14 protein-coding genes are annotated in these 16148 nt (G+C 59.6%); 7 read left to right on the top strand and 7 right to left on the bottom strand.

Annotated elements, in window-relative coordinates; genetic code table 11:
• The coding region (gene ssb / locus GKA01_RS04390) for a single-stranded DNA-binding protein (protein ID WP_146859560.1) at positions 1-487 on the bottom strand (487 nt) is incomplete at its 3' end.
• 130 nt (positions 488-617) lie between these two features.
• Between ssb and uvrA the strand changes: the two genes are divergently transcribed.
• On the top strand, positions 618-3665 hold the full coding sequence (uvrA, locus tag GKA01_RS04385; RefSeq protein ID WP_146859558.1) for an excinuclease ABC subunit UvrA: 3048 nt from the start codon (positions 618-620) through the stop codon (positions 3663-3665).
• Positions 3666-3919: 254 nt separating this feature from the next.
• On the top strand, positions 3920-4759 hold the full coding sequence (panB, locus tag GKA01_RS04380; protein ID WP_146859556.1) for a 3-methyl-2-oxobutanoate hydroxymethyltransferase: 840 nt from the start codon (positions 3920-3922) through the stop codon (positions 4757-4759).
• A 156-nt stretch (positions 4760-4915) separates the two neighbouring features.
• Here panB and trhO read toward each other — a convergent pair whose 3' ends face one another.
• Positions 4916-5857 carry an oxygen-dependent tRNA uridine(34) hydroxylase TrhO gene (gene trhO, locus GKA01_RS04375; protein WP_146859554.1) on the bottom strand — a complete coding sequence of 314 codons (942 nt, stop codon included), beginning with the start codon at positions 5855-5857 and terminating at the stop codon, positions 4916-4918.
• Positions 5858-6024: 167 nt separating this feature from the next.
• Between trhO and GKA01_RS04370 the strand changes: the two genes are divergently transcribed.
• The 4 genes from GKA01_RS04370 (at position 6025) to GKA01_RS04355 (ending at position 10258) form a co-directional block, all read left to right on the top strand.
• A complete protein-coding gene (locus GKA01_RS04370; protein WP_146859552.1) occupies positions 6025-6510 on the top strand; it encodes a hypothetical protein in 486 nt (161 codons plus the stop codon).
• On the top strand, positions 6494-7735 hold the full coding sequence (locus GKA01_RS04365; protein WP_146859550.1) for a DUF6056 family protein: 1242 nt from the start codon (positions 6494-6496) through the stop codon (positions 7733-7735). The genes GKA01_RS04370 and GKA01_RS04365 overlap by 17 nt, the downstream gene beginning before the upstream one ends.
• Before the next feature lie 10 nt (positions 7736-7745).
• Positions 7746-9098 (top strand): guanine deaminase, encoded by a 1353-nt coding sequence (gene guaD / locus GKA01_RS04360; RefSeq protein ID WP_167506314.1) that lies wholly within the window; start codon positions 7746-7748, stop codon positions 9096-9098.
• A 176-nt stretch (positions 9099-9274) separates the two neighbouring features.
• A complete protein-coding gene (locus GKA01_RS04355) occupies positions 9275-10258 on the top strand; it encodes a DUF3034 family protein (protein WP_228119889.1) in 984 nt (327 codons plus the stop codon).
• Positions 10259-10303: 45 nt separating this feature from the next.
• Here GKA01_RS04355 and GKA01_RS04350 read toward each other — a convergent pair whose 3' ends face one another.
• The 5 genes from GKA01_RS04350 to GKA01_RS04330 are packed head-to-tail and all read right to left on the bottom strand — an operon-like array spanning position 10304 to position 14926.
• Positions 10304-11707 (bottom strand): nucleobase:cation symporter-2 family protein, encoded by a 1404-nt coding sequence (locus GKA01_RS04350; RefSeq protein ID WP_146859548.1) that lies wholly within the window; start codon positions 11705-11707, stop codon positions 10304-10306.
• 9 nt (positions 11708-11716) lie between these two features.
• On the bottom strand, positions 11717-12049 hold the full coding sequence (gene uraH / locus GKA01_RS04345; protein ID WP_146859546.1) for a hydroxyisourate hydrolase: 333 nt from the start codon (positions 12047-12049) through the stop codon (positions 11717-11719).
• Positions 12046-12570: a 2-oxo-4-hydroxy-4-carboxy-5-ureidoimidazoline decarboxylase gene (gene uraD, locus GKA01_RS04340; RefSeq protein WP_146859544.1), complete on the bottom strand. Its 525-nt coding sequence runs from the start codon at positions 12568-12570 to the stop codon at positions 12046-12048. The genes uraH and uraD overlap by 4 nt, the downstream gene beginning before the upstream one ends.
• Complete coding sequence (puuE, locus tag GKA01_RS04335) at positions 12567-13466, bottom strand: allantoinase PuuE (RefSeq protein ID WP_146859541.1); 900 nt, start codon at positions 13464-13466, stop codon at positions 12567-12569. Before puuE ends, uraD begins: the two co-directional genes overlap by 4 nt.
• Positions 13467-13480: 14 nt before the next feature.
• Positions 13481-14926, bottom strand: coding sequence for a SidA/IucD/PvdA family monooxygenase (locus tag GKA01_RS04330; protein ID WP_146859539.1), 1446 nt, complete (start codon positions 14924-14926; stop codon positions 13481-13483).
• 170 nt (positions 14927-15096) lie between these two features.
• On the opposite strand from GKA01_RS04330, the gene GKA01_RS04325 reads away from it, so the two are divergent.
• Positions 15097-16005: a LysR family transcriptional regulator gene (locus tag GKA01_RS04325; RefSeq protein WP_146859537.1), complete on the top strand. Its 909-nt coding sequence runs from the start codon at positions 15097-15099 to the stop codon at positions 16003-16005.
• Positions 16006-16148: the final 143 nt, after the last annotated feature.

Raw genomic sequence — 16148 nt, 5'->3', positions numbered from 1 at the left:
GCGCACCGCCGCCGCCAAAGCCGCCGCCCGAACCGCCAGCGGAGCCACCACGGCTGCCACCACCGAAGCCACCGCCATTGCCCCCGCCATAGCCGCCACCGTTGTCAAAACCGCCATCATCGCCACCACCGCTGCGATTGCTGTCGATCAGCACCAGATCGCCCCGGAAGCGGTCGATCACGACTTCGGTCGTGTATTTTTCCTGACCGGACTGATCGGTCCATTTCCGGGTACGGAGTTCACCCTCGATATAGACCTTGCGCCCCTTACGCAGGAACCGTTCGGCCACATCCGCCGTCCGCTCATTGAAGATCACCACGCGATGCCATTCGGTGCGCTCCTTGCGCTCTCCGGACTGACGATCGTTCCAGGTGTCCGACGTCGCAACGGTCAGGTTGACGATCTTAGACCCCGACTGCGTGTTGCGGACTTCCGGGTCCTTGCCCAGATTTCCGACCAGAATCACCTTGTTGACGCTGCCTGCCATTCCCGTCCCAACCAATTTTCTCGAATTGTTCTTTTCATATAGGTCGCAAAAACCCATCTATAAAGTGATCTAGCATCCCTTATCGTACGTTCCCATTGCACAATCGCTATTCTTTGAATTTGGGGTCTCCGTGAGCTTTCCAGACAATCATTCGATCCGCGTCCGTGGGGCCCGCGCCCATAATCTCAAGAATATCGACGCCACGATCCCTCGGGATTCCCTGACGATCATCACAGGCCTCTCAGGCTCCGGAAAATCCTCGCTGGCTTTCGACACGATCTATGCCGAAGGCCAGAGGCGGTATGTGGAAAGCCTCTCCGCCTATGCCCGCCAGTTCCTTGAACTGATGGGCAAACCGGATGTGGATTCCATTGAGGGCCTCTCTCCGGCCATCTCGATTGAGCAAAAAACCACGTCCAAAAACCCCCGCTCGACCGTGGGTACGATCACGGAAATCCATGACTACATGCGCCTGCTCTGGGCGCGTGCCGGCATTCCCTATTCCCCCGCCACCGGCCTGCCGATCGAGGCGCAAACCATCAGCCAGATGGTAGACCGCATCATGGCCATGGGTGACGGCATGCGCCTGATGCTGCTCGCACCCGTCGTGAAAGACCGTAAAGGCGACTGCAAGCGCGAACTCGCCGAACTGACCCGCAAGGGCTTCACCCGCGTGAAGATCGACGGCGAACTCTACGAAATCGCCGAAGCCCCGGAGCTGAACCGCAAGACGCGCCACACCGTCGAAGTCGTGGTGGACCGGATCGTCGTCAAGGAAGGACTCGAATCCCGTCTCGCCGATAGCTTCGAGACCGCACTCGAACTCTCGGACGGCCTGGCCTACGCCGAGGAAGTGAAACGTGCAGGCGAAAAGGAGGCCCCGGCGCATGTCGTCTTCTCGTCGCGCTTTGCCTGTCCTGTTTCCGGATTCACGATCGAGGAGATCGAGCCGCGTCTGTTCTCCTTCAACGCCCCGATGGGCGCCTGCCCGGTCTGTGACGGTATCGGCACCGAAACCCATTTCGACGAAAACCTGATTGTCCCGGATGACAGCCTGACCCTGGCCGAAGGCGCCATCGCTCCATGGAAGGGTGCGAGCACGGACTGGTACGACCAGACGCTCGCCGCCCTCGCCCGCCATTGCGGCGATGACATGCACACGCCCTGGTCCGACCTCCAACCCGCCACACGCGACCTCATCATCAACGGCTCGAAAGAGCCGATCGACATTCCCTATACCGACGGCGGGAAGGTCCACATCGTCACCAAGCCGTTCGAAGGCGTGCTGAAGAACCTGCGCCGCCGCATGGCCCAGACAGACAGCATGTGGGTGCGCGAAGAACTGTCGCGCTATCAGTCCGAAAAACCCTGCCACGCCTGCCATGGCGCACGCCTCAAACCCGAAGCTCTGTGCGTGAAGGTCAAGGACCTCAACATCGCCGAAGCCTCGGACATGCCGATCCGCAAGGCGCTCGACTGGTTCTCCGGCGTGGAAGCCACCCTCACGCCCCAGCGCGCCGAAATCGCCCGCCGCATCCTGCGTGAAATCACGGACCGCCTGCACTTCCTCGACGATGTCGGGCTGGATTACCTCACCCTCTCGCGCGGCTCCGCAACCCTGTCGGGCGGCGAGAGCCAGCGCATCCGTCTGGCATCGCAGATCGGTTCAGGCCTGACGGGCGTTCTGTATGTGCTGGACGAACCTTCCATCGGTCTGCACCAGCGCGACAATGAACGCCTGCTCGGCACGCTCGAACGCCTCAAGCGCCTCGGCAACACCGTCATCGTCGTCGAACATGACGAGGACGCCATCCGCGCCGCCGACTACCTGATTGATATGGGACCGGGCGCAGGCAAGCTGGGCGGACAGGTCATCGCCGTCGGCACTCCCGCAGAGGTCGCCCAAAACCCCAACAGCATTACCGGCGCCTATCTGTCAGGCCGCAAGGTCATTCCCGTCCCGACGGAACGCCGCAAGCCCAGCGGGATGCTTACCCTGCACGGCGCACGCGGGAACAACCTCAAGGATCTGACGGTCGATTTCCCGCTCGGCACCTTCATCGCCGTCACGGGTGTTTCGGGTGGCGGCAAATCCACGCTGGTCATCGACACGCTGTATAAGGCGCTGTCCCGCCAGCTCATGAAATCGAGCCAGACACCGCTGCCCTATGACCGTCTGGAAGGCGTGGACAATCTCGACAAAATCATCGAGATCGACCAGTCCCCGATCGGCCGCACTCCGCGCTCCAACCCCGCGACCTATACGGACCTGTTCGCCCCGATCCGCGACTGGTTCGCCGAACTCCCCGAGTCCAAGGCGCGCGGCTACAAGCCTGGCCGCTTCTCCTTCAACGTGAAGGGCGGTCGCTGCGAAGCCTGTCAGGGCGACGGCGTTCTCAAGATCGAGATGCACTTCCTACCGGACGTGTACGTGACCTGCGACACCTGCAAAGGCGCACGCTACAACCGCGAAACGCTGGAAGTGAAGTTCCGCGGCAAATCCATCGCGGATATTCTTGCCATGACCGTGGATGAGGCCCTTCCGTTCTTTCAGGCTGCCCCCAAAATCCGCGACCGCCTCGCCATCCTTCAACAGGTTGGACTGGGATATGTTGCCCTCGGCCAACAAGCCACCACCCTCTCGGGGGGCGAGGCCCAGCGCGTCAAGCTGTCGAAAGAACTGGCCAAACGCGCCACCGGCCGCACGGTCTATATTCTCGACGAACCCACAACCGGCCTGCATACCGAAGACGTCCGTAAGCTGCTCGAAGTGCTGCACACCCTCGTGGATCAGGGGAATACGGTGCTGGTGATCGAGCATAATCTCGAAGTCATCAAGACAGCAGACTGGCTGATCGATATCGGGCCCGAAGGTGGAGACGGCGGCGGTCAGGTCGTCGCAGCCGGAACACCAGAGGATATCACAGCGTGCAAAGCCAGCCATACGGGCCGCTTTCTCGCCCCCCTTCTGAACGCACCGGGCGTGAGACAGCCTCGCAAGGTCACAGCCACAAAGGTCACGCAAGCCATGCTCGCCGCCAGCCTGCCGCCCCCAAAGGCCGAACGCACAGCCGCGAAAAAGGCCCAAGCCACCAAGGAAAAGACAGCCGAAAAAACCGACACCGAAAAGAAACCCAAAGGTCGCCCTATCGGTTCCCGCAACAAAGCCAAAACTTAAACCCGCTCAAGTCCCTCAGAGCATACTCAACTCAAGCAACGGATCATAACGCCAGAGCAGAACGGTTCAGACGAAGAACAGGCCTCGCCTTCTTTAACCTATGCTTTTTATCGGGGATGAGGGAGGCATCGCCGGTATGGCAGCACCGATGATTTCAATCTGCCAGGTTATTCTGCAAGGCACTGGAGATTCGAGATATAACCGTGCCGACATGCCGGCTATCATAAAAACTTTTGAAGGCAGAAGGATAAATCGTGATCAAACGGCAGACAGTTGATGGTATCCGCAAGATGAAGGTCGCGGGGGAAAGAATTCCGATGCTGACCGTCTATGACTACCCTTCTGCTCTGATCGCCGAACGGGCGGGTATTCCGATGCTATTGGTCGGAGATTCCGCCGGAATGGTGGTGCATGGTTATGACACCACATTACCGATGACCGTGGATGACATGATTCTTCATGCAAAAATGGTGACACGCGCCAGTCGGTCAGCACTCGTCGTGGTTGATCTCCCGTTCATGAGTTATGCGACTGTGCCGGATGCCATATCTTCGGCCCGCCGCGTCATGCAGGAAGGTGGAGGACAGGCGATCAAGCTTGAAGGTGGTCAAGAAATCCTCCCCATGGTGCATCGCCTGACCGCAATGGGTGTACCTGTCATGGGACATCTTGGTCTGACGCCTCAGGCACAGCATCAGATCGGGCTAAAAGTTCAGGCACGCGAAGCCTCAGCGGCACGGCAACTTCTGGATGATGCTCTGGCTCTGGAGCAGGCTGGCGCATTTGCGATTGTCCTCGAAGTCGTGCCGGCCCCTCTGGCTGAAGTCATTACAAAACGTCTGTCTATTCCCGTCATTGGCATTGGCGCAGGACCACATTGTGATGGAGAGGTACAAGTCTGGCACGACATTCTTGGGCTCTATGACAACAAGACGCCTCGACACGCCAAGCGCTTTGCCGAGATTGGTGCAGCCATTGAAAAAACGGTTAGGGAATATGCAGAGGATGTTCGCGCCGGCGCATTCCCAACCAGTGCACAAAGTGCCTCCATGCCGCTGGACACTCTGAATGAGGTTTTAAAGGCTGACTGCTAACAAAGGTCAGCTTTCAAAAAAAACCATTCCAATTCCGTGCGTGGCCAAGATGACGGCGAAAGAAGCCGATAATGATTTGGGCACAGAACATCAAGCCGTTCCCCTAATCGGGAACGGCAATCAAGCTGAGTATAGAGAAGTATCTTTTCTTCTCACTTACTTCTGCCGACCCCCCAGATGCCCAACCTGCCGCGCCTGAGCCAGCGCTTCCTGCCGCTCACGCTCGGCATAACGGTGGCGCTGCTCTTCCGTGCGTTCGTTATGGCAATGCGGGCACGACACACCCTGTACGAACAGAGCCGAAGCCTTGTCCTTGTCACTCAATGGACGACGACAGGCATGGCACACGTCATAAGTCCCGATCTCAAGCCCGTGCTTCACCGACACACGCTGGTCAAACACGAAGCACTCGCCTTCCCAAAGGCTCTCTTCTTCCGGAACGGTCTCCAGATATTTCAGAATACCGCCCTTGAGATGATAGACCTCGTCCACTCCCTCCGCCCGCGCAAAGGACGTTGATTTTTCACAACGGATGCCGCCCGTGCAGAACATGGCAATCTTCGGCAGACGACCTTCCGCTTCCAGTTCCTGCCGCCGTTTGCGGAACCATTCGGGAAATTCCCGGAAGGATTTCGTCTTCGGGTCTTCCGCGCCTTTGAACGTCCCTATCGCGACTTCATAATCGTTGCGCGTATCAATCAGGATCGTATCGGGATCGGAAATCAGCGCGTTCCAGTCTTCTGGCGCCACATACCGCCCCACGCCCTGAAGCGGGTCGATATCCGGCTCGCCCATCGTGACGATTTCCTTTTTCAGCCGCACCTTCATGCGGCGAAACGGCAGTTCAGGCGCGCGGGAATCCTTGCTTTCCAAGTCCGCACAGCCCGGAAGCGCGCGGATATGCGCCATCACGCGCTCCATACCCTCATCCGTGCCGGCAATCGTGCCGTTAATCCCTTCGCGCGCCAGAAGCAGAATCCCTCTGATCCCCTCACGCTCGCACAGCTCCAGCAACGGCTCCCGCAAGGCTGCTGGGTCGGCGAACGACGTGAAATGATACAGCGCGACAATACGGATCGGCTCGAAACTATCGGACATGGGGCAGGGATCCGGCGACCAGGACCGCAGACACAGCCGCGATCAGATGAAAGAGACAGCCCGGGAAATATCAGGGCCAAAGCCTCGATGCCAGCCCGAAAGGCTGCATGGACAGGCTGCTGCCCGGATGGCAGACAGGACATCTCCCGAACGGCCAAAGCAGACCGATGAAGATACCCGATGCACTGCATCAGAGCCTCGTGCTTCTGAAGAACCATGCCTTTGTGCTCGGGATAAGCCTCTCCCTTCTTCTGACGCTGGCCATCTGCCATGCCTGGACAGCACACAGACCCTTCAGTCCGGACAGTTTCACCTCCGCAGACGACCCCTCCATGAAAGCCCGCGTGGAGACCTGTCACATCACCCCTAAATTCATCTCCGTTTCCGGCTGGGTCCTGTCAGATCTCTGGCCCGGCCCCAAAGCGTCTTTCCTCCTAACGGCCGGAGACGGAGCACAGGAAGTGTCCATTCCCTACAGGCTTCAGGAACGACCCGACATCGCATACGCCGCCCATAAGGACGGCAATGCGTTTCATAACCGGTACGGCTTCACCGCCATCGCCCGCATCCCGGCCGGGATAACGCCACACATCCATCTGAACATCACCACAGGACACACGCTCTACAGGATGTCGCATGTCTGCCACTCTTAAGACGACGCTCCTGCGCAACGGCGCCTTCATCGCCTTCCTCCTGATCGCAACTTTCTGGATCGACGCCCACATCAACCAGTCGATCTTCATCGACAACGACATGTTCCGCCATGCCCTCGATCACCGGAGCCTGCTATCCTTCCTGCACATGCGCTACATGACATGGTCCGGCAGGGTCGTCATCGAGGCCACACTGGCTGAAACCATCCGCTATGCGCTCTTCTGGAAACTCCTCATCCCGTTCTGCGCGGTTCTTCTGGCCTATGCCATCTGGTCCTGCACCCTGCGGTCATCCCTGAAACCCGCTTTCGGAATCCCGCTCGTCATGGGGCTCTTCCTGCTCCTCCCGCACGAGGTCACGGAAGAGTCCGTTTACTGGCTCTCAGGCTTCTACAATTACCTGCTCCCGGTCTCCTTCGCCTTTTTCTCGATCAGCGTGTTTCTGCGGCAGAACGAGGCTGAAAACACGATGCGTTTCCTGTCGCTTGCAGCCCTGCCCATCGGCTGCTCGATCGAACAGTCCTCCCTGCTCCTGCTGTTCTGCACAGTTATTTCCACAGCTCTGTCCGCCCTGGGGCGCCGAACGATTTCTCTTTACAGGGCCCTCTATCTGACGCTCGCCGCCATCTTCTCGGCCATCGTCCTCGCCGCCCCCGGAAACGGGCGCCGCTATGTCGCGGAAATCGGCAACTGGCTGCCGGAATTCCCCCAATACGACACCCTTCAAAAACTCTCCCTCGCCCTCGACCGCATCCACCGCACCAGCATCAGCCCGGACAACCACATCCTTCTCGCAGCCCTCGTGCTATCCATCTATTTTCTGACGTTCGTCAAAAAGAACCGGGGCTTTCAGGATAAGGCCGCCATGGGCGTGATGCTGCTGGGTCTCCTGCTCATGCTTCCCACACACCTGCTCGGGGCCCTGCGCTGCGACCGGTTCCTCTATGATCTGAACTGGGTCTCTCTCAACACCTATGTCGCGTTTTTCCTCACGCTGTGCCTGTTCGTCTCGATCCTGTGGTGCGCCCTGTCCCTGAAAAACGCCGCCACCCTCCTGTCCTTCCTGACCGGAGGGTTCATCATCACGATCCTGACGGGCCTGTCCCCCACAATCTACGCTTCCAGCCATCGCATCCTCCTCGTGCTGGACCTGACGCTGCTCCTCTATACCTGCGGCCTGATCCACACCTTCCTGACACAGACACAGGCACGTTTCCTGCGATAAAGTATTTTCCATGACCCAGAGCAGCACTTCCCACGCCAGTTCCCACACCATTTCCCGCCGGGCCATCCGCGGCCCCTTTCTGACCTTCCATGCCGATCCCTTCACCACCGATCCCATGGACGCCCTGCATCACGAGCCCGATGGCCTGATCCTGACTGAAAACGGCTGCATCACCGCTGCCGGTCCCTGGGACATCCTGCGCGACACCATCCCCGCCGGAACGCACCTCGACCACTACCCCGACATGCTAATTTCCGCCGGCATGATCGACACCCATGTCCATTACCCGCAGCTCCCGGTCATCGCCTCCTATGGCGAACAGCTTTTGCAATGGCTGGAAAACTACGTCTTCCCCGCCGAAGCCCGATACGCCGACATCACCTATGCCCGCACTGTTGCCCGGCAGTTCCTGAACGAACTCCTGCGCGTCGGCACCACGACGGCCGCCGTATACTGCACGGTCCACCCCCAGTCCGTGGATGCCTTCTTCGAAGAATCCGAACGCCTCAACACCTGCATGATCGCAGGCAAGGTCCTGATGGACCGCAACGCCCCGAAAAACCTGCGCGACACAGCCCAGAGCGGCTACGATCAGTCTGCGGAGCTCATCGCGCGGTGGCACAATCGCGGACGCCAGCTTTACGCCGTCACCCCCCGCTTTGCCCCCACCAGCACCCCCGAACAGCTCGATCTCGCAGGCGCCCTTCTCGCCACAAAGCCCGACCTGTTCATGCAGACGCATCTGCTCGAAAACCGCTCCGAAATCGCCTGGGTCCGCGAACTGTTCCCCGACCGCAGCTCCTATCTGGACGTGTACGACAAGGCCGGTCTCCTGCGCCCCCGCGCCATCCTCGCCCACGCCGTCCATGCCGAAGAAGCCGATTTCCAGCGCTGTCACGACACCGGCTGCTCCATCGCGCACTGTCCCGGCTCAAACCAGTTCCTCGGCAGCGGCTCCTTTCCGCTTTTTGAAGCCCTCAAACCCGAACGCCGCGTGCGCGTCGGCATCGGCAGCGACATCGGCGCCGGACCGTCCCTGTCGCTGCTTCAGGTCCTGTCCGACGCCTACAAGGTCGCGCAAGGGCTCCAGACGAAACTCCATCCCGCGCAGGGGCTCTGGCTTGCCACGGCGGGAGGTGCGCAGTCCCTCGGCCTTCAGGACAGGATCGGCAGCATCCGGCCCGGCCTCTACGCCGATCTCTGCGTCTTCGATCCCGCCGCTACGCCTCTGGGCCGGATCCGCGCGCAGACAGCCGAAACTCTTGCCGACCGCCTGTTCGCCCTCACCATGCTGGGCGACGACCGCAGCATCGCCGCCACCTATGTCGCCGGGGAACTCCGTCATAAGCGCAGGGAAGGGTGAAGACGACCCCATAAAATGGCACTCAGTGCCTTTTTCCTTTGACAGGCTGAAAAATTTTTGACTTCTAAGATTCTCTTAAGAATTTTTCAGCGTCGCGGCGATAGAACGGATCGTAGTATTCCCTCTGCGAGAATACTCCGGCTCATCATCGGGCTCGCGACTTAAAAGCAGGCACCATGCACCGTTCGTCCCGTAGTACATTCCTCTACCACTCCCTGCTTTCTCTTGTGGCGAGCCTGTCCTTCGCCACTGCCCGCTTTTCAGGGGAAGCTCATGCCGCCGAAAGTACAGACACCCCCCCCAGCGTGACGCTTGGCAATGATGGAACCAGCACCGGACACTCCATGTTCCGGACGCTTTTCGACGGCCAGCGGGCCCTCGGCACCAGCGGCCTTTCTTCGCTCGAAGGTGCAAGCGGCGGCGGCATCGCAAGCTGGGCCACAATCGGCGGCTATGGCTCCAACAAGAGCGCCGGCATGGCCCTGCACTACAGCTACGTGAACCTCACCAGCTACTGGGACCAGAATGTCGGTGCGTCGATGGGTTTCTTCGACCGCGTCGAAATTTCCTACACCCACAACTTCTTTCAGACCCGCGGCACCGGCGCAAAACTCGGTATCGGCAATGGCTACCAGTTCGATCTCGACGTCGCAGGTGCGAAGGTCCGCCTCTTCGGTCATGTCGCGGACAACACCCTGATCCCACAAGTCGCCATCGGAGGCATGTACAAGCATGACAGTGACGGCAAAGTCATTCACGAAGTCGGCTCAATGCATACAGATGGTGGAGATGCCTATCTCGCCGTAACCAAGCTGTTTCCGAAAATCGGCATCCTGATCGACACCACCGTCCGCTTCACCAAAGGCAACCAGTGGGGCATCCTCGGTTTCGGCGGCGACAAGGATAACAACTATCACGCCCAGTTCGAGGGCTCACTCGGCTATCTGCCGTCTTTCATTCCCGGCCTGGTCGTCGGCGTCGAATACCGCACCAAACCGCGCAACCAGCGCTTCACCGACGAAAGTAACTGGTTCGACGTCTACACCAGCTATTTCGTCAACAAACACCTGAACGTCACGCTGGCCTATGTGTCGCTGGGAACGATTGCGACGTATAAAAATCAGACGGGTTTCTATTTTTCCGCCCAGACGGGATTTTGACATGACAATCCGGGTTCTGCCCGGACCTGGCAGAGCCCGGATCTCTCACCCTTCGCGGATACGCTCGTCGATCAAAGACTCACGCGGCACATCCGTCGCATGAGTCGCCTCATGAATCGTCCGCTTCACATTGAAAATCAGATGCAGCGAAATCGCCGATAGCGATCCAAGCGTAATCCCGCTTCCAAAGACGATCTTCGCCCACATCGGAAACGTGTCGGAGATATGGGGCTGGGCCGTCGCCAGCATGCTCAGTCCGATGCTGGTGCCCACGATGATCACATTGCTCTGCCGGTTGAAATCCACCCGTGAAAGGGTCTGTACACCGACTACAGCCACAGTTGCGAACATCGCCAGCGCCGCCCCACCCAGAACGGGTAATGGCACCGCAGCCACCAGCGCCCCCAGACGGGGCAGACAACCAAGCATCATCATAATGATCGCCGCGGCTGCCACGACCCAGCGACTTTTCACCGCCGTCATCCGCACCAGACCAACGTTTTCAGCGAAACACGTATAGGGGAAGGAGTTGAGCACGCCACCCAGCATGGTCGCGATTCCATCGGCCCGAAGTGTGCGGGCGATGTCTTCGGACGTGATCGGCTTGTCCACAATTTCACCCGTCGCATAGACGTTCCCGATCGTTTCGATCATGGAAATCGTCATGACGATCACCATCGACAGGATCGAAACCGGATGAAACGTCGGCATTCCGAAATAGAAGGGATGCGTGATGGACAGAAGCGGCGCGGACGCCACACCCCCGAAATTCGCATCCCCCAGAACCCATGCCACCAGCGTTCCCAGCACAAGTCCGATCAGCACGGCAATCGTGGCAATAAACCCGCGAAACAACCGCTGGATCACCAGAATGGACGCCAGTGTCCCAAGCCCGTACCAGATGCTCCGCAGCGGAACATGATCCTGCATGACGGACGGGCTGGCACCCGAAACAATGTCGTTCGCCGCCACGGGCAACAACGCCAGACCGATAATGAGAATGATGGAACCCGTCACGACCGGCGGAAAAAACCGCACCAGCCCGGCAAAATGCCGCGCCATCAGCAACGTCACGAATCCCGCCACGATGACGGACCCGTAGATGGACAAAAGCCCCGGCGTCCCGCCCCCCACGGCAGAGCCAATGGCGATCATCGGCCCCACGGCAGTGAACGTCACACCCTGCAACAGCGGCAGCCGAACCCCGACCGGCCCGAACCCCACTGCCTGAAGTAGCGACGCAATCCCGCAGGTGAACAGATCCGCATCAATCAGATGGATCAGCGTCTCGCGCGGCAGGTGCAGCGCCCCCGCCACAAGGATCGGGACAATGACCGCCGCCGAATAGAACGCCAGCACATGCTGCAACCCATAGGCCCCAAGCCGCCAGACCGGCAGTTTTTCGTCAACGGGATGCAGACCGGTCATCGCGGCATTCTCGGCAGTCATGAAAAGCCCTCAGCTTCCGCGATAGGTGGAATATCCGAACGGAGCCGCCAGCAGGGGCACATGCGCATGGGCCTCCGCCGCCAGCCCGAACACGATCGGCACCACATCCAGAAACGGCGGATCAGACAGAACCTGGCCGCTTTGGCGGAAGTAATCGCCAATCCGGAATTCCAGACAATACGCCCCTTTCGAAACCGTAACATCCCGAAGCTCCGGACAACGCCCGTCCGCATTGGTCTGGCCTTCAAACAGAACCCGATCCCCCTGCAACAGACGCAGGCTCACACCCGCGGCAGGCTTTCCGGACACCGTATCGAGAACATGCGTGGACAGAGAACTCATGCCGTCACCAGATCTTTCAGACGAAGCCCTGCAATCGCATCAATCTGCGTCAACGCCTCGGTCAGTTCCTGTTCGGGAGTGCCAGAAAGACGGCGCTCCATTTCATCCATAATCACGGTCTTCGCAGCTTTTCCGGGTGCGGCGACCTTGCGCACGCAGATCACGAACGGCATGGAAAACCGCGCGCGATACGCGTCATTCAGCCCCCGAAACCGCTCATACTCCGCAGGCGTCAGCCGATCCAGCCCGGCCGAAGCCTGTTCCGAGGCGGAATGTTCCGTCAGATCCGGATCAATCCCCGCCCGGTGTCCAAGCTCCGGATGGGCCCGCACTAGCGCAAGCTGCGCCTCCACGCCCGCAGACCGCACAACCTCCGCAAACGCGGACAGCATCGCACCCACATCCGCAAAAGGCCGTGCCTTCAGCGCCCCTTCCGCCACCCAGGGCGAATGTTCGTAGAGTCCACCGAGCCGGGCAACGAACGCCTCATCCGACAGCGCATTGACGTCAGAAATCTTCATGCCGGATGCACAGACTGCCAGTGCCGCGCAATGTCCAGCCGCGTCGCCACCCACACGCCTTCGCGCTTCTGAATATGCTCCAGAAATTTCAGCAGTCCCATCGCCCGCGCCGGCTTGCCCGCCAGACGACAGTGCAGCCCGACCGACATCATCCGTCCGCCCTCACGATACAGCATGTCGAACGCATCGCGCAGATAGGTAAAAAACTGCTCACCTTCCGTAAAACCGTTCAGCGCCGCGAACTTCATGTCATTCGCGTCTAGCGTATAGGGCACGATCAACTGCGCCCGACCATTGGTCCGATCATAATACGGCAGATCATCCGCATAGGAATCGGCGTCATAAACAAACCCGCCTTCCTCCGCGACCAGACGCGCCGTATTCGGGCTCGTACGCCCCTGATACCAGCCCAGAGGCCGCTCACCTGTCACTTCGGTATGCAGCGCAATCGCCTCGCGGATATGCGCCCGCTCCACATCTTCGGGAAAATCCTGATAATCAATCCAGCGCAGACCGTGAGACGCAATCTCCCAGCCGCTCTCCTTCATGGCCGCCACCGCATCCGGATTACGGGCCAGCGCCTTCGCCACACCAAACACCGTCACCGGCATCCCGGCGTCATCAAACAGCCGCCGCAGACGCCAGAACCCGGCCCGGCTGCCATATTCGTACAGGCTCTCCATCTGCGCACAGCGCGCGCCAATGATGGATTTCGTGCCCACCATTTCGGACAGAAACGCTTCCGATCCCGCATCCCCATGCAGAACCGAATTCTCCGCCCCTTCCTCGTAATTGATGACGAACTGCACAGCGATACGCGCGCCATTCGGCCATTTAGGGTCAGGCGGCGTGCGGCCATAGCCGATCATGTCCCGCGGATAGCTGTCCTGCGTCATGGGCGTTTCCCTTCTTAAAGCACCGGCGGATCGAGACTGACAAGTTCTTCCGTGTCGTAAGCCAGCAGGCTTTCCAGATGCCTGTCGCCATCCTCGACGAACAGATCGCGCGCAATGCCCCGCGCCAGTTTCTCCACACCGAAACGCATCCCGCTGATGGACGCGCCCGAAAGCCCCATGCTCGGCATGGCTCCGAACGTGAAATTGTAGATCTTCGCCAGCATCGGTGCCTTCGGATCGGCCTTGTCTTTCGGCACGAACTGGAACCGCGCCCCCAGATAGGGATGGCTCCCCAGAAGTGCACTATCTTCCCCCGCAGGCGGCGTGAAATGATCGCGCCACAGCATCACCGAAGACGCAAAATCCCGCGTTTCCGGACGCTGCGACAGGTCAATCGTGAACCCCGTCCCGATAATCAGGAAATCGAAGCGCATCACGCCCTGCGGCGTCGTCACCACGATCTCGTCGCCGTCCATCCGCGTTGCCGTCCAGGGCGTTCCGGGATGGAAAGCAAAATTCTCATGACGGCGGCAGCGCCAGAACGTGTCCTGCGGCGGCGGCTGGTTCAGGCTGTAAATCTGCAGCATGAAACGCCAGCGCGTCAGGTCCGGCAGTTCCGAGAAATGCGCGAGAAAGCCCGCATTTTCCATCCAGCGATACGGATTGATCGCCGGGATCTTCGCCCGACGCAGGCACAGATCCACCCGACCCGCGCCCTTTTCCAGCGCCGTCGCCGCATTATCGAACGCGGAGGCCCCGGCCCCCAGAACACCAATCCGCTTGCCCTTCAGGGCTTCAAAATCAATGTCTTCATGCGTATGGGCATAAACGGATTTCGGTAGCGTCTCGGAAATAAAGGACGGCACATACCATGTCCCGCCGCCGTCGATACCCGTCGCCAGCACCATCCGCCGCGCCAGACGCACCGTTTCCTGACCGGCCGCATTGCGGAATGTCAGCCGCAGCAGCCCCTCGTCCCAGCCAACATGCACAAGCTCCTGATCGTTCACGACCGGGATGTCGAGCGTCTGCCGCACCCAATCCAGATAGGCCTGCCAGTCATGACGGGAAATCTTGTCCAGATCCTCCCAGGCCTGCGCCCCGTAACGCGCTTCGAACCAGGATTGCGGCGTAAGGCTGGGAATACCCAGATCCGGCCCCGTGACGTGCCGGGGCGTACGCAGCGTGATCATACGCGCAAACGTCACCCACGGACCTTCGCCGCCTTTCGCCGCTTTTTCAAAGACCTGCACATTGGTCACACCCTGCCGCCGCAGCCCGAAGCACGACGTAATGCCCCCCTGCCCCGCACCGATGATCGCCACATCCAGAACCGCTTCCCCGTCCCGGTCCTGCGTCAGGCTCCAGTTGCCCGTCGCATAACGGATTTTCGCCAGATCCTCCCGCACGCGCTCCGAAAGCGCGTCCAGAGCCTCGACAGAAGAAACGGTGGACGTCATGTGATAGAATCCCAAAATACGGCAGAAAACGGCATCATCAGGACAGCGCTGTCCTCATTTTTCGCAACAAAATGACAATACCCCTGTCTGGCGGGATAGTTTCACACCGCCATGAGGGCGTATACTCCAGAAAAACGTATCTTCCGTTCGCAAAAAGAGAGCAGTACTCCATGCCTGTCTTCTCACGCTTCCTGCGCTACTTCCTCGCCGTTGCCCAGCATGGCTCCATCCGCCGGGCTTCGGAACATCTACGCATTGCAGCATCCGCCATCGACCGGCAGATCCTGCAAGGTGAGGAATCCCTCGGCACACCGCTGTTCGAACGCCTCCCCACCGGCCTGCGCCTCACCGCCACAGGTGAACTACTCTATGCGCACGGAAAGCAATGGTCGCGGGACCTGACCAATATGTGCGTTCAAATCGAGGACATGCGCGGACTGCGTCGCGGACAAGTGGATATTGCAATCCCCGACGCCCTGACGCGGGGCTTTCTCCCCCGTCTGCTGCGCGCCATGCGCACGACCCATCCCGGCATTACGATATCGACTCATGTTCTCGACAACAGCCGCATCCAGAGCACCCTGATCGACGGCTCGGTCGATGTAGCACTCCTCCTCAACCCGACACATGCCAAGGGCCTTCTCGTCCGCGCCCACAAGGATTTTCCGCTCGGCTTCGTATGTCTGCCCAATCATCCCGTCGCAGACCGGAAAAGCGCCCGTTTCAGTCTGGCGATGGATTACCCCATGATCATGCCGGAACCCCCGCTCGCACTTCATCGACAGATCGAAATTCTTGAAATCGACAGCAATCTCGACATCCATGCTGCTGCCGCCTCAGACAACATTCAGATGATCAAGTCTCTGATCCGCGAGGGGATCGGCCTGGGAATCCTGAGCGCCCTAGACGTCATGGACGAAGTTACGCGCGGAGAACTGGCCTTCATTCCGATCTCAAATCACGACCTCGCCCCCCTGACACTGGCACTGTGTGTCGACCATTCCCGGCAGCTCTCCGGCGCAGCGCGACTGGTAATTTCCGAACTCGAAAAAGAGTTCCTGTCTCCTCCTGCACAGTAGCCCTTTGCAGACCTGGCGCGGCTAACCCCCGCACCAGACATGAACTGTCACATTTTTGCACCACCCTAAAAACGGCAATGCATTGCCCCTCATTTTATCTTTGATGCAGATAGGCCATCCGTTTTACATCCACGTTTCGAATA

Origin of the sequence: Gluconobacter kanchanaburiensis NBRC 103587, assembly GCF_007988905.1 — a bacterium.
Taxonomy (GTDB): domain Bacteria; phylum Pseudomonadota; class Alphaproteobacteria; order Acetobacterales; family Acetobacteraceae; genus Gluconobacter; species Gluconobacter kanchanaburiensis.
The sequence above is the reverse complement of the archived record's forward strand: the minus strand, read 5'-3'. Positions and strand labels throughout refer to the sequence as shown.

Excerpts from the sequence above, each read along its gene's own strand:
- uraD (WP_146859544.1), bottom strand. The coding sequence starts at position 12,570 with ATGAAGATTTCTGACGTCAATGCGCTGTCGGATGAGGCGTTCGTTGCC.
- GKA01_RS04330 (WP_146859539.1), bottom strand. The coding sequence starts at position 14,926 with ATGACGTCCACCGTTTCTTCTGTCGAGGCTCTGGACGCGCTTTCGGAG.
- guaD (WP_167506314.1), top strand. The coding sequence starts at position 7,746 with ATGACCCAGAGCAGCACTTCCCACGCCAGTTCCCACACCATTTCCCGC.
- GKA01_RS04365 (WP_146859550.1), top strand. The coding sequence starts at position 6,494 with ATGTCTGCCACTCTTAAGACGACGCTCCTGCGCAACGGCGCCTTCATC.
- GKA01_RS04350 (WP_146859548.1), bottom strand. The coding sequence starts at position 11,707 with ATGACTGCCGAGAATGCCGCGATGACCGGTCTGCATCCCGTTGACGAA.
- GKA01_RS04370 (WP_146859552.1), top strand. The coding sequence starts at position 6,025 with ATGAAGATACCCGATGCACTGCATCAGAGCCTCGTGCTTCTGAAGAAC.
- GKA01_RS04325 (WP_146859537.1), top strand. The coding sequence starts at position 15,097 with ATGCCTGTCTTCTCACGCTTCCTGCGCTACTTCCTCGCCGTTGCCCAG.
- puuE (WP_146859541.1), bottom strand. The coding sequence starts at position 13,466 with ATGACGCAGGACAGCTATCCGCGGGACATGATCGGCTATGGCCGCACG.
- trhO (WP_146859554.1), bottom strand. The coding sequence starts at position 5,857 with ATGTCCGATAGTTTCGAGCCGATCCGTATTGTCGCGCTGTATCATTTC.
- GKA01_RS04355 (WP_228119889.1), top strand. The coding sequence starts at position 9,275 with ATGCACCGTTCGTCCCGTAGTACATTCCTCTACCACTCCCTGCTTTCT.
- uraH (WP_146859546.1), bottom strand. The coding sequence starts at position 12,049 with ATGAGTTCTCTGTCCACGCATGTTCTCGATACGGTGTCCGGAAAGCCT.